At 33.8% G+C, this 13996-nt stretch carries 10 protein-coding genes; 4 read left to right on the top strand and 6 right to left on the bottom strand.

Going from position 1 to position 13996, the window contains the following annotated elements:
* Window positions 1-13 precede the first annotated feature (13 nt).
* The 4 genes from rsmA to metG are packed head-to-tail and all read right to left on the bottom strand — an operon-like array spanning window position 14 to window position 4108.
* Window positions 14-865: a 16S rRNA (adenine(1518)-N(6)/adenine(1519)-N(6))-dimethyltransferase RsmA gene (rsmA, locus tag BN38_RS08125; protein ID WP_044566736.1), complete on the bottom strand. Its 852-nt coding sequence runs from the start codon at window positions 863-865 to the stop codon at window positions 14-16.
* Window positions 862-1392 (bottom strand): ribonuclease M5, encoded by a 531-nt coding sequence (rnmV, locus tag BN38_RS08120; protein WP_044566734.1) that lies wholly within the window; start codon window positions 1390-1392, stop codon window positions 862-864. Before rnmV ends, rsmA begins: the two co-directional genes overlap by 4 nt.
* On the bottom strand, window positions 1389-2150 hold the full coding sequence (locus BN38_RS08115; protein WP_044566732.1) for a TatD family hydrolase: 762 nt from the start codon (window positions 2148-2150) through the stop codon (window positions 1389-1391). The genes rnmV and BN38_RS08115 overlap by 4 nt, the downstream gene beginning before the upstream one ends.
* Window positions 2150-4108: a methionine--tRNA ligase gene (metG, locus tag BN38_RS08110; protein WP_044566730.1), complete on the bottom strand. Its 1959-nt coding sequence runs from the start codon at window positions 4106-4108 to the stop codon at window positions 2150-2152. Before metG ends, BN38_RS08115 begins: the two co-directional genes overlap by 1 nt.
* A 229-nt stretch (window positions 4109-4337) precedes the next feature.
* Here metG and BN38_RS08105 point away from each other — a divergent pair, with 229 nt between their 5' ends.
* The 4 genes from BN38_RS08105 (at window position 4338) to tyrS (ending at window position 10632) form a co-directional block, all read left to right on the top strand.
* The gene (locus tag BN38_RS08105) at window positions 4338-5531 is read left to right on the top strand and encodes an ArsR/SmtB family transcription factor (protein ID WP_044566728.1); all 1194 of its coding nucleotides are present in this window, start codon (window positions 4338-4340) and stop codon (window positions 5529-5531) included.
* A complete protein-coding gene (locus BN38_RS08100) occupies window positions 5518-7371 on the top strand; it encodes an ABC transporter ATP-binding protein (RefSeq protein WP_044566725.1) in 1854 nt (617 codons plus the stop codon). Before BN38_RS08105 ends, BN38_RS08100 begins: the two co-directional genes overlap by 14 nt.
* Entirely contained in the window at window positions 7361-9124 is a 1764-nt protein-coding gene (locus BN38_RS08095; RefSeq protein WP_230197756.1) for an ABC transporter ATP-binding protein, read from the top strand. The genes BN38_RS08100 and BN38_RS08095 overlap by 11 nt, the downstream gene beginning before the upstream one ends.
* 257 nt (window positions 9125-9381) lie before the next feature.
* Window positions 9382-10632: a tyrosine--tRNA ligase gene (gene tyrS, locus BN38_RS08090; RefSeq protein WP_044566721.1), complete on the top strand. Its 1251-nt coding sequence runs from the start codon at window positions 9382-9384 to the stop codon at window positions 10630-10632.
* Between the two features lie 98 nt (window positions 10633-10730).
* Here the strand turns inward: tyrS and BN38_RS08085 are convergent, their stop codons facing one another.
* Window positions 10731-13220 carry an ABC transporter permease gene (locus tag BN38_RS08085; protein WP_044566719.1) on the bottom strand — a complete coding sequence of 830 codons (2490 nt, stop codon included), beginning with the start codon at window positions 13218-13220 and terminating at the stop codon, window positions 10731-10733.
* On the bottom strand, window positions 13207-13896 hold the full coding sequence (locus BN38_RS08080) for an ABC transporter ATP-binding protein (protein WP_044566715.1): 690 nt from the start codon (window positions 13894-13896) through the stop codon (window positions 13207-13209). Before BN38_RS08080 ends, BN38_RS08085 begins: the two co-directional genes overlap by 14 nt.
* Window positions 13897-13996 lie beyond the last annotated feature (100 nt).

The raw sequence follows: 13996 nt of genomic DNA, 5'->3' as shown, positions 1-13996 counted from the left end.
TATTCTTACTAACTTATTTATACCCAACATTTTCTAATTCATTAGCCAAATTTATATAATCATCTAGTGATAAGTTTTCTGCCCTAAGATTTTCCTTTAGATCTAGCTTTTCAAAAACTAATCTTAAATCATCTTTGCTGGCTACATCAGAAAGTGAATTTAGTATGGTTTTTCTTCTCTTGTTAAAACCAGCTCTTACTAGTTTAAATAACAATTTCTGATTAACTTTATCATCATAAAGTCTAAGTCTTAGATTAAGTATAGTCGAATCTATCTTTGGTTGGGGCATAAATACTGATTTGGGTAGGTTCACCAAGAATTTTGCCTCTGAATAATATTTTACAAAGACCGATAAAGAACTATACTCTTTGTCATTTTGATCTGCAAGCATCCTTTGGCCAACTTCTTTTTGGACCATGATTGTCATATCGGTACATGGTAGATTTGATGTGATGAGCATCTCTATAATTGGAGTTGTGATATAGTAAGGAAGATTTGATACTACTTTGAAGCTTTCCCCAGCAAATTCTTTTTCAACTAAATTTTTAAGGTCAACTTTTAGGATATCTTCGTTTATTACAAGGGTGTTAGAAAATTCTTCTAGGTTTTGATCTAGGATTGGTATGAGATTTTGGTCAATCTCAACTGCGACAACTTTTTTGGCCACTTTTGCCATCTCATAAGTTATAGTTCCTATACCAGGACCAATTTCTAGGACATTTTGATTTTCTATATCAGCTGCATCAACGATTTTATCTACGAAATTTTTATCTATTAGAAAGTTTTGGCCTAGAGATTTCTTGAAATTAAAATCATATAGGTCGATTATTTCCTTTACAACCTTCGGAGAATAAAGTTTCTTCATAGTTGGTCCACCGCCCTTTCGAATTCCTCACGGCTTATGGCAAAGGAATTTAGTTTGCTCAATAATTGCTTGGAGTTATAATATCCTATGCCTAGTATATCTCCTAATTTTTCGCGTTTTGCTGCTGCACCCGGACCAATTGATAGGCCATTATTTACCAAGTCAGACATTACAAATTCACTTCTCTTTTCTACCATCTCTGCCTTGGCGTTTTTGAGGGCCTCGATTATTATCTCAGGGTCTGCATTTTCAACGCCCAGGTCATTTTTTTTGATGGCATGTTTCCTATCAATATAGGCATGCTTGGCATTTGGTATGTGACGGGCAATTTTATCTCTGATTTTCTTGCCGGCATGGTCTGGATCTGTCAGTATTATGATGCCTGTTCGCTCATCTATTCTTTTTAGTCTTTCTATCAGATCTTTGCCAAAGGCAAGGCCATTGGTTGCGATTATCTCACATTCTACAGCTCTTTTTACATTGGCTATATCGTCTTTTCCTTCAACTACAATAGTTTCTTTTATCATAAATTAAAAAACTCCACAGTATTTTTGTAGCATCTTTTGGCAAGCTTATCTATCTTCATATCACGAAGGTCCGCAATAGTTCTTGCTACTTCAACTACGCGTCTTGGATCGTTTCTAAGCCCCCTATATGGTTCAGGTGTAAGGTATGGACTGTCAGTCTCTAACATCAGTCTTTCTATAGGAACATTTCTTGCAGCTACTTTTTCATTTGTCCCATTGGAAAAGGTCACAACTCCGCCTATGGAAATATAAAAACCCATGTCCATGTAAGTATTTAGGGTCTTAAGGTCATCTGAAAAGCAATGAATTTGGATTTTGAGGTCTTTATAGTCTGTTAAAATTTCTATTATATCATCCTTAGAATCTCTGACATGGATTACAGCTGGTAAGTTTAGCTTTCTTGCAAGCCCCAATTGGTGGATGAATATTTCTTTTTGCCTATCCTTATTGTCATCTTTCCAGTAATAATCAAGGCCAATCTCACCAATAGCAAGGACCTTGTCATTTTTTGCCAAAATTTCTAATTCTTCTAGGTCCTTATCATTTATATGGTCCACTTCTTCTGGATGGATGCCTACCATAGGGTAGAAATTGTCAAATTTCTCCGATAGGTCTATGGCTTTTTTAGAATCTTCGATATTGGTTGCAGGGTTTATTATTCCCCTAATAGCAAAATTAGACAGGTCATTTATTATAAATAACCTGTCATCATCAAAAGCCTCATCTGTCAAGTGACAGTGACAATCAATTAATCTCATTAAGAAACCTTGCTTCCTGGCTTCATATCTTTAAGGGTTGTTAAAACTGATAAGTCTTCGTCAAATTCTCCTGATAAAATCATTCCTTGACTTTCTATACCACGCATTTTTCTTGGGGCTAGGTTTTTAACCACGATTACATTTTTGCCTTCCAATTCTTCTGGCTTGTACCATTTTTTGATTCCAGAAATGATGGTTCTTGGATTTTCTTCCCCAATGTCTACTGTGAAGACTAGTAGTTTGTCAGCATCTGGATGGTCTTTGCATTCTAGGACTTTTCCTACAACAAGTTCTACTTTTGCAAAGTCTTCGTAAGCAATTTCTGCCAAATCTTCTTCTTCTTTATCGTCAGAATCTGTGCTTTTGCCTAGTCTTTCTTCGATCAACTCATTGTTGCGATTGTGAAGTTTTACTAGTTCTTCATCTATATCAAGCCTATCAAATAGGTTTTTGCCCTTTGTTACCTTGGCACCTTCTTCAAGTAGGCCAAATTCACTCGCCGATTCAAAGCCTTTGTTATCTGTGCCAAGTTTTTCCAAGATTTCTTTTGTAGTATTTTTCATCACAGGTTCTACCAGTTGGGCAACTATTCTAAGTGATTCAGCTAGGTTATATAGGACTGTATTGAGTCTTTCTTTGTTGGCTTCATCACGACCTAGTATCCATGGTTCTGTTTCGTCCACATACTTGTTAGCACGACGGATAAAGGTCCACACACTTTGTAGGGCCTCATTAAAGTCAAAGGCATCCATTTGTTTAGTGTAAGCATCATAGGTCTTACTTGCCAAATCTTTTAATTCATCATCAAAGTGGTCTGACACACTTCCCTTTGCCACAAGTCCACCGTTATATTTATCAATCATTGATGTGGTTCTTGATAGTAGGTTGCCTAGGTCATTTACAAGGTCAGAGTTGTATCTTTCCATAAATTTCCTGCTTGAGAAGTTACCATCAGATCCAAAGTTAAACTCACGTAGGACGAAGTATTTAAGAGCATCCACACCATAAAGTTCAACTAGTGGTTCTGGATACATGATATTTCCCTTGGACTTACTCATCTTGTCATTGTCAAAAAGAATCCATCCATGGGCAAAAACTTTCTCTGGTAGTGGCAAGTCTAGAGCCATCAAAAGTGCCGGCCAAATTATAGTATGGAAACGAACTATATCTTTACCAATCAAGTGAACACTTGCTGGCCAATATTTTTCAAATTTTTGAGGATCATCACCATAACCAATTGCAGATAAATAGCAAGATAGAGCATCTATCCAAACATAAACTACGTGCTCATTATCAAAAGGAACATCTACTCCCCAGTCAAAAGAATTACGGGTCACAGATAGGTCAGATAGGCCCTTGTCTATGAAGTTATTGAGCATTTCCTTTTGTCTAAAGGCAGGCTCTAAGAATTCCGGATGTTCTTTAAATAATTCTTTTAATCTATCTTCGTATTTGGATAGTCTGAAGAAATAAGATTCTTCTTCTTGGTATTCCACATCGCGACCACAGTCTGGGCACTTGCCATCTTCTAGCTGAGCTTCAGTCCAAAATGTTTCACAAGGTGTACAGTAGTATCCCTTGTACTCGCCCTTGTAGATGTCACCTTTCTCATAAAGTGTGGTGAAAATTTTTCTAACATTTTCTTCATGCACTGGATCAGTTGATCTAATAAAGCTATCATAGTTAATCTCAAGCCTCTTAAATAATTTTTTAACTTCATCAGCCATAATATCGACAAACTTCTGAGGAGAAGTTCCTGCTGCAATAGCAGTTCTCATAATCTTTTGCCCGTGTTCATCAGTTCCTGTTGTAAGAAATACATCATATCCATTTAATTCTTTATATCTTTTTAAAGCATCAGCAATTATAGCTTCATAAACGTTACCTATATGTAGATAACTATTTGCATAAAAAATAGCCGAAGTTATATAGTAAGTTTTTTTTCTGTCATTTCCTATCCTTTCTTAAACTAAACGAAATTATATAGATATATCATACTTCAAAAGTTAGTATCTACCCAGCTATTGTGGCCTTTTAATTATGATATTTTTACAAGCCTTTTATCTTAGATTAATATCAAACTTTAGTCTATTGAAATTAGACGGATTTCAATCTATAATAGAGCTAACAAATATATATCTAAGTTAACTATCTATTATTAGATTGTAATCTAAGAAAGGACTTGTAATGACTAAAGCAATTTTTAAAATAAAAAAGAATATAGACTTTGAAAATGAAGCAGGACTTTTGATTTTCAATTATACAGACTACCTAGCTCACTCCAATCCAGATAAGGTTGACCGGAAGGATTCCTACTTTCGTAAATATAATTCTTCAAGAGAAGTTTGCAGGATGGAGGATGTCTTATCAGCTTACCCATCTTATATGAACTTTATAAGAGAAGTTAGGGGCGAAGCCTTCTTCCCTATAGAAGAATTCTTTGATGATAAAAATGAGGATATATTAGAACTTTTTTATATCTATGAAGAAGATGATGAGAATTATTACCCTTTTATGCTATCAATTTTCCAGAATCTAGATAGGAGAAATAACAGTGGCTTAAACTATGATTTTTTCAAGGAATTATATGATACATTTTTTTACCAGGCTATAGGATTTGATTATTTAAGCCTAGGTGAAATTGGAATTACTACATATACTGAACTTAAGGAATATATCGATGGTCCAATTCTTATGGATCATCTTGCAAATTCAGCTCTTTCAGATGAGGATACAATGGCTTTATTAAGGGCCTATAAGAACACCAAGCACTTATATAATAGACTCATAGTTTTGGTAGAGCAATTAGTTAAAATTATCAAAGACAAGGTTCATATCATAGATGACTTATTTAAAGAGAGTTTAGCAAATATAGAAAAGAACAATTATAAAATCCCTTATGAATTTGCCAATCAAATAGGTTTAGATAATTTAATAGAAGGTCAAAGTGTAGAAATTACCGTAAGTCTTCTTCTTTTTGCTCCTTACACACAAATGTTCAGATTTGTAGACTTTAATGATTATACTAAGGCCGTTAAATTGGGAATCTTGGTTGATTCCTATGAAAGTAGTGAAGATAGCCACAAGCTTATGAATGTTAGCCAGTACCTTACAGTTATTTCTGACACTACTAGGATACAAATCCTAGACTATCTAAAGGAGTCAGACTACTATGCAAAAGAACTTTCAGATAAACTATACATTACTCCTGCTACCCTATCCTACCATATGAATAAACTTTCAATTTGTGGTTTTGTAGGAATCAGAAAAGAAGGTCGCAAGTACTATTATTATCTGAGAAAAAATGGCTTTGAATATTTGATAGATAACCTTACAAAATTTAGTGAAGATATCAAGGAGAACGACCATGGAGAAAAATAAAAACTTAGCTGAATATTTAAAAGACGAAGAGACTATCAAAAATTACCTCCACAAGGATAGACCCTCTATAATTGACCTATTAAAGTTCGCCTATGAGCCCTTTAATGATAATTGGAAAATAAAACTTTCACTAATTATTTATCCCCTAGTAAATGGCGTGATTCCTGTAATGCAGGCCTTTATCATGTACTATTTGGTGGATTTGATAGAAAAACAAAGTGATCTTAAAACCATGATTTTGACAATTGCTATTTATGGAATTTTGTTTTTACTTTGTTCGGTTATCTCCCACCAAATAGATCATAAGACCTATGCAATATACATGAAATCCAGAATGAAGAAATTTATGGATGCTGCTGGCAAATCTATGAATATGGACTTTGGCCTTCTAGAAAATCCTCACTTAACTGCAGAAGCTTCCAAGGCCTATGTCCCATTTACAAACAATACTGAGGGCCTAGAGGGCATTTACCACGATATGTATCCTTTGCTATCAGCATTTGTATCCTTTGTCATAATTTCTATAATTATTTATAGACTAAGCCCACTGATTTTTTCCTTTGCGATTCTTTCTATAATATTGCAGCTTCTGATTAGAAACTATACAGATTCCTATAGGCATAAGCACAATATCGAACTGCAAAAAGTGTCTATGAAAGCCTCCAGGTATTACAAAGAAGCAAGTGATTTTACCTACGCCAAAGATATCCGCATATTTTCTTTCAAGGAAAATTTCATAAAGGGTTTTGGGCCTATGGTTGACGATGTGTATAAGCTTTCAAGAAAATTTGTAAGACCAGAAATGTACCTATCCCCAGTCCTAGCCATACTCTTAGTTGGCATAGAAGCAGTTAGCTACTATTACCTAAGCGGGCAAGTGATAAAAAATGCCATTAACTTAAAAAGTCTGACACTGATTATCACATCTATAAGTGTATATGTAAGTGTCATCTCAAACTTTGTTATTAAACTTTCACAAACCAGGTCAAATTTCAGATATTTTGCCGATGGCTATGACTTTATTAAGGCTCGCCTAGAACCAACTTGTGGAGATGAGAAAATATCTGGACCAATATCCATAGAGTTTAAAGATGTGTCCTTTGCCTATCCCTTAAGTGATAAATTAGTTCTTGAAAACTTGTCTTTTAAGATCAATGCAAATGAAAAAATAGCTATAGTTGGAGTAAATGGAGCTGGCAAATCTACCATAGTCTCCCTTATCCTTGGTTTATATAAACCTACAAGTGGAAAGATTTACATAAATGGTATAGACAGCCAAGAAATAGATCTTAAAAACCGCTTTGGAGCCTTTGCCACAGTCTTACAAAATGTAGAGCCTTTGGCAGTAAGTATAGCAGAAAATGTAGCAGCACGTTCTGATGATATAGATAGGCAGAAAGTCATCAAATGTCTGGACCAAGCAGGGCTCTCCTACAAAATAGACCAACTTCCAAAGGGCATAGATACACAAATGACAAAAAATATAGAAGAAGACGGGACCAATTTTTCTGGAGGAGAAAATCAAAAACTAGCCATAGCTCGTGCTCTCTATAAGGAAAATACTTACTCTCTGATAATGGATGAGCCTACAGCAAGTCTTGATGCCTTAGCAGAAGAAGCTATTTATAAAGAAATCGATGAAATATCAGATGGGAAAACCTTGCTTTTCATCTCCCACAGGCTAGCTTCTACTAGATTTTGTGATAAGATCATGCTACTTGATGGAGGAAATATCAAAGAATACGGGTCTCATGAAGAGCTTTTGAAAGAAAATGGTCTCTACAAAGAAATGTATGAAAGTCAAAAGAAATACTACCAGGAGGAAAATGATGAAATATAAAGCCTTGTGGATGCTGGTAAAAATGATGGCAAAAAATGACCCCTTGTATATAATAGTACTCTTATTAAAGTCAATTATTCCTGGACTTGGAACCTTGATAAATGTCTACGTGCCAAGCATCTTCATCAACCAATTAATCGATCCAAAGCCAGTCGATCAATTTATAAGGCAAGTTATAATACTTCTTCTAGCAAAATTTGCCATAGAATGCCTATCTAGGTGGTTTAATAGATTAGAATTTATTAGAAGGCAGGGAATCAACGAATACATATCATTTGAGATAGGCAAAAAGGCTATGGATTTGACCTATTACAATATAGAAGATACTAAGGTCTTGGATATGAAAGAAAAGGCAAGCTCTGCCATAACTTTTGGCCAAGTCCACCAGCTCCTATTTTGCCTTAAAGATATCATAGAGGGCATCACAGTAATAATCGGTACCGGCCTTATAATAATAGGATTTTCCCCATATTTGGTCATATTCTCACTTGTCATATCCATACTAATAATCCTAATCGACAAAAACATAGCTAGTTACAGCCAAGAAATCGACCAGGAAATGATAAGCATCAATAGACGATTCTCCTATTACTTTTCCCTAATGGCTGCTAATAAATTTCAAAAGGAAATCAGAGCCTACAACATGGGACAGATGATAGAGTGTAAAACTTCTAGTTTTGTAGATGATATAGCCATGAAATTTAACGACTCTCTTACTTACGAGGCAAATTTTGGATCGCTAAAGATTCTCCTAGACTCAATACTTAGGATAGTTTCTTACTCCTATGTAGCCATGAGAACCTTATCTGATTCCTACGGTCCACAAATATCCTTTGGAGATTTCTCTTCAATCATAAGGGCCAACGAAAACTTTATGACGTCTTTTCAAAAGATGTTCTCAGAATCAATCGGTTTTTCTATAACCCTAAGAAACTTAGAACCCTTATACGAATTTATGAACCTAGAAGTAGAAAGTGATGAAGACCTTGAGAAAGCGTCAGACTTTGAAAGCCTAGAATTTAAAAATGTATCCTTTGCCTATCCAAATAGCGACAGACTAATCTTAGATGACATCTCTTTTAAGATCAATAAAGGAGATAAGATATCAATAGTTGGAGTCAACAATGCCGGAAAGACAACTATAGTTAAACTCATTTTAAAGTTTTTTGAAGTTGATAAAGGAGAAATTCTATATAATGGCAGAAATATTAATGAATATCAAAAAGAATCCTTGTACAAAAAAATCTCAGCTGTCCTCCAAGATTTTGCCATCATGCCCTTTAGCATAAAAGAAAATATCATTGGAACAAAAGACTATGATGAAGGAAAAATCGATCAAATCTTAAATGAGCTAGAATTAAAGGAAAGGATTGATGGCCTAGATAATGGCCTTGATACCTATCTAAACAAAGATATATTTGAAGATGCAACAGACTTCTCCCTTGGCCAAAAGCAAAAACTTGCCATTGGAAGATGTCTATACCAAAATCCAGACTTGATAATCCTAGATGAGCCGACAGCAAGCCTAGACCCATTGGCAGAAGCTAAAATCTACGAAAACTTCAACCAAATGACTGCCGGCAAAACTGCAATCTTCATCTCCCACAGGATGAGCTCATCAAGATTTACCGACAAAATCCTTCTCCTAGACGAAGGCAAAATCAAGGCTTACGACAGCCATAATAATCTCATGAAATACGACAACATCTACTCAAGATTATATAAGTCACAGGCTAAGTATTACACAAACTAAAAACTAACTCCTATTTCGACATTTACTTGTCCAATAGGAGTTTTTTTAAAAATTTATTGCCAATACTTTTTATCTGAAGTATACTAATGCTAAATAAAACTTACAAGAAAGACCAGTAGTAACTTTTGTTATGAATTACAACTTTCTTTTGTTTAAGGCCTGCCTTGGGTCTGTCAAGGCTTAGAGTATAAAAAGAGGTGGTACCGCGTTTTCGCCCTCTTATGCTCTTTTTTTGTGCAAATTTTTAGGAGGAATATATGAAATTTACTTACAATAAAGAATATGACAATGTTTTTGATGAGTTAGTTGACCGTGGTTACTACGAGCAAGCCACTGATGAAGCTGAACTTAAGGAAAAACTTAAAAACGAATCTATGACCTTCTACTGTGGTTTTGATGCAACCGCTGATTCTCTAACAGTAGGCCACTTTATCCAAATTATGGTTATGATTCGTATGCAAAACTATGGTCACAAGCCAATTGCCCTACTTGGTGATGGTACAACCCTAATCGGTGATCCAACTGGTCGTTCTGATATGAGAAAGGTTATGACAGAAGAAACAATCGACAACAACGCTGATAGATTTTACCAACAATTCCAAAGATTTTTGGAATTTGGAGATGGGGCTGCTCAAGTTGAAAACAATAAAAAATGGCTTACAGAACTAAAATTCTTGGAGTTCTTACGCGATGTGGGAAATGAATTCTTGGTTAATGAAATGATCAAAAAAGATGCCTACAAGAACCGTATGGCAGCAGGTGGTCTAACATTCTTCGAATTTTCTTACATGCTTTTACAATCCTATGACTTCTTAGAATTATACCGCCGCCACAATTGTACCCTTGAAATTGGTGGATCTGACCAATGGTCAAACATCATCGGTGGTGTAGATTTGGTTCGCAAAAAGGAAGAAGACAAGGCTTATGGTATGACATTCTCACTTCTTACAACAGCTGATGGAGTAAAGATGGGAAAAAGCCAAAAGGGTGCTGTATGGTTAGATGGAGAGAAGACAAGCCCATATGAGCTTTTCCAATACATGAGAAATGTAGATGACAGAGATGTTACAAAGTTCTTATTACAACTAACCTTCCTTCCTACAGAAGAATGTAAGAAACTAGGCTCTGCCACAGAAGCAGCTGATATCAACCATGCCAAAGAAGTTCTAGCCTTTGAAGTTACCAAGCTAATCCACGGCGAAGAAGCTGCAAAAGAAGCCCTAGATGCTGCAAAAGCACTATTTGCCGGAAAAGGAAACGAAGATGCTATGCCTACAACAGAAATTTCTAAAGAAGATTTACCAATCGGCTTATTACAACTTATGACAAATGTTGGACTAACAGGATCAAATGGTGAAGCAAGAAGACTTGTAAAACAAGGCGGAGTATCAGTAAATGATGAAAAAGTCACAGATGTTGGGATGGAAATAAGCGAAGACTTATTCGAAGATAACAAAATTATAATCAAAAAAGGAAAGAAAAACTTCCACAGAATACTTTTAGGATAAAAATATATATTTATTAAAAAACTAGCTAATAATAGTTTAGATAAGAAAAGGGCTATCTAAAAGCCCCTTCTTATCTAAATAATTTATAATATTATGCTTTAATAGGATTTGTTTGAATTGTCATTTACCGTTTTAAAACCGCTCTTAATTGCATAAAGTATACCCAATACCATGAACAAGAATATAATTAAAATAGGAAGATAATTAATATTTAATAGCAATTCTTTTATTGCAAAGCCTAATTGGTAATTACTCCTATATGCTCTTAATACAATCCCTATAAAGAACATAAAGATGTATACCAATAAAATATTCTTTAATAAGATTTTCCCTTCTACAAAAACCATCTTTTTCATTTGTTTTTCTGTCATACCAGCAGTTGATAAAAGATTAAAGTCATTGGATCTCGCTCTAAGGTTGCCTTTGAAACTATTATAGGCATTGGAAAGAGCAATTGTTATTAGAATGATTTGGATAGCTAGGTTTAGTAGCCTCTCATTTCTCATAAGTTCTTTATTTGCTGCTTCCTTTAGAATATCTGTAGAAGTTTCATGATCTGATTTTGGTACATATGTTGATATGATTTTTTCGGCATTCTCATAAACTTTTTCTGGATTTTCTTTTGTTTTTATTTTTATATCGTAGTAATAAATAGGGTTTTCCTCATTAATACCATATTTATCTATAAAAGTTTTAAGACTATTTTCGCTTGTATAAATGGCTATTTCATTCGAATCATATCCCTCTAATTCATAAGGAATTTCATTTAAATATCCATCTATTTTTATTTTCATTGGTTTTGCTTCTACGTTATATCGCAAAGTAATTTCTCCAATACCACTATCTGAAACTTTGATGTAATCTCTAAATGCATAGGGAGAGTTATTATCTTTGGATATTTTATTTACCAATACATATGATGCATCTGATATATTGTTCTCTTCTAACAAGTTTTTAAAATCTTGTTCTGTTAAAGCATAAATATTTGCATATAGTTCATCACTGGATTTTTCACCAGCATCTAGAGATTTTTTTAAATCTTTAGAAACAAAATCCATATTTTCGCCAACATAAAACTTACTTTCATTTTTTTGATATATGTGCATCTCTTTTATTCCATCAAGGTCTTGTAGATCATTTTCAAGATTTTTGTCCAAATAATTATCCGTATAGATAATGGAGTTAAAATTGTAAGAGCTTTTATAATTGTTATATTTTTCATTCAATGCCCTGTATGATCCGCCAACTAAAATTGTAGTCAAAACAATGGCTGAAAGCGCCATGGAAATCACTATAATCCTATATGTCTTTCTGTATGATCTATAATAATCTCTTGCAAGAGTCTTTTCTATCTCTCCATTTATTTTTGATTTACCCAATTTAATATTTTTTTCCGTAATGCCATTTAATCCTTCTATAACTTTTATCTTTGAACTTCTCTTAGCAGGAATTCTGGCAGATAAATATACTGTTAAAATAGACAGCAAAATAATTATTAAAATAGAAATTGGACTCGGATATATCAAATGAAAATCAGGTGATTTGAAATTTTCTCCTATAATCTCAGACATATTTTTATACGAAACAGCGTTGTTAAGCCACATTAAATATAATAATAGATTAGCAAAAATCCAAGATAATACTGTTCCCAAGACTATTGGTAAAGTTGAAAGCTTAAATGCTTTCTTTCTAATCATTTTTTTAACTTGTTTTTCTGTCATTCCTGTACTTTTTAAAAGGGCAATCTCTTTTAAATCTCTATTGTTCCATACATTAAAAGCACCATAGATTATGAAAGCAAATAGAAGAACAAGCAAAAAATATGCACTATATTCCTCCACCAGGTCTTTTAATACTGATTTTGGTGGAAGTATACCTTTTGGATAAATCATCTTATATTCTAAAATATCTGTATTATAAGATATCTTTCCTGTATCAATTGAGGATTTCTCGTCTATGTTCATGTCAGACATTATTTCTCTAGTTTTTGTGTAAGCATCTCTCGGATTTTTGTACCAGATTAAAGCTTCAACATCTGCACCATTATTAAATATTTCATTCCTGGTTTCACTACCAGATATGCCAATTAGCATAGCCTTTTCAAAGGAATAACCATAGTCATCGTAAATACCAACTATAGTATAAATTTTACCATGTTCAGTGATTTTAGAACCTAATTTATAATTTTTATTTTTTGTCAAGAATCTTTCAGGAGCTAAAATTTCGTTTGTATTCTTAGGTTCTCTTCCTTTTTTTATTTCATATCCTGTTAGAAGGTTACTATATTTTCCATTTTCATAAATGTTAGCATTTAAATCAGTCGATATTATTCTATTAAAAGAAATCTTCTCTATATCTCTATCGTCTTTTAATCTATCATAGGACTTCTCATCAATTTTTGTGATTGCCACTTGGTAGTCTCCAACAATTTTACTTACGTAATCATATTGGTCACGTTTGAGAGATCCTATAATAAATACAACTGTACCAAGAAGTATAACTGCCAAGAATATAGAAATTTTAATAGCAAAACTATCTTTTTTATTATTTTTTACAGCTGCATCAGCTAGGTCATTAATAATTTTCATAAGACTCATCTCCTAATAAGCTTAACTTACCGTCGACCATCTTATAAACTTTATCACATGAATTTGCCACCTTTTCATCATGGGTGATAATCATGATTGTAGAATTTAACCTCTTGTTAACCAGCCTAAAAAGTCCTGTAATCTCCTCTGAATTTCTTCTATCAAGATTACCTGTAGGTTCATCTGCTAAAATAATCGCAGGTCTAGTAATAAGACTTCTGGCTATGGCTACTCTTTGCTGTTGTCCACCAGATAATTGATTAGGATATCTGTCAAGCTTTTCTTCAATTCCCAAAATTGATATAATTTCTTTTAGATAGTCTTCATCTACTTTTTTATTATCAAGAAGTAGAGGCAGCAAGATATTTTTTCTGACATTTATATTTGGTATCAGATTAAAAAATTGATAAACAACTCCTATGTTTCTCCTACGAAAGATAGTCATCTCATCTTTATTAAACTTAGTAATATTTTTATCTTGAATAAAAATATCTCCGCTAGTTGGTGTGTCAACTCCTGCTAATAGATGAAGTAAAGTTGACTTACCTGAACCACTATCTCCAATAATTGCTACTAAATCCCCCTTTTCCAGTTCAAAATTCACATTTGATAGGGCATTTACCTTAACTCCTGCATCGTATGTTTTAGTTAAATCTACCGTTTTTAATATATTCATATTGTATACTCCTTTGCTTTTTTATATAATAATCGACTTAAGTGACTGGAAAGTGACAAGAAAAAAAGACCATGTCTTATTTTTAGACACAGTCTTAGAA

This window comes from Anaerococcus provencensis, from assembly GCF_000312365.2.
GTDB classification, from domain to species: Bacteria; Bacillota; Clostridia; order Tissierellales; family Peptoniphilaceae; genus Anaerococcus; species Anaerococcus provencensis.
Note: the sequence above shows the minus strand (reverse complement) of the source record. Positions and strands in the feature narration are given on the sequence as shown.

Bases quoted from the DNA above. Each gene is read 5' to 3' on its own strand.
- rsmA (WP_044566736.1), bottom strand. From the start codon at position 865: ATGAAGAAACTTTATTCTCCGAAGGTTGTAAAGGAAATAATCGACCTA.
- rnmV (WP_044566734.1), bottom strand. From the start codon at position 1,392: ATGATAAAAGAAACTATTGTAGTTGAAGGAAAAGACGATATAGCCAAT.
- BN38_RS08115 (WP_044566732.1), bottom strand. From the start codon at position 2,150: ATGAGATTAATTGATTGTCACTGTCACTTGACAGATGAGGCTTTTGAT.
- BN38_RS08105 (WP_044566728.1), top strand. From the start codon at position 4,338: ATGACTAAAGCAATTTTTAAAATAAAAAAGAATATAGACTTTGAAAAT.
- BN38_RS08100 (WP_044566725.1), top strand. From the start codon at position 5,518: ATGGAGAAAAATAAAAACTTAGCTGAATATTTAAAAGACGAAGAGACT.
- BN38_RS08095 (WP_230197756.1), top strand. From the start codon at position 7,361: ATGAAATATAAAGCCTTGTGGATGCTGGTAAAAATGATGGCAAAAAAT.
- tyrS (WP_044566721.1), top strand. From the start codon at position 9,382: ATGAAATTTACTTACAATAAAGAATATGACAATGTTTTTGATGAGTTA.
- BN38_RS08085 (WP_044566719.1), bottom strand. From the start codon at position 13,220: ATGAAAATTATTAATGACCTAGCTGATGCAGCTGTAAAAAATAATAAA.
- BN38_RS08080 (WP_044566715.1), bottom strand. From the start codon at position 13,896: ATGAATATATTAAAAACGGTAGATTTAACTAAAACATACGATGCAGGA.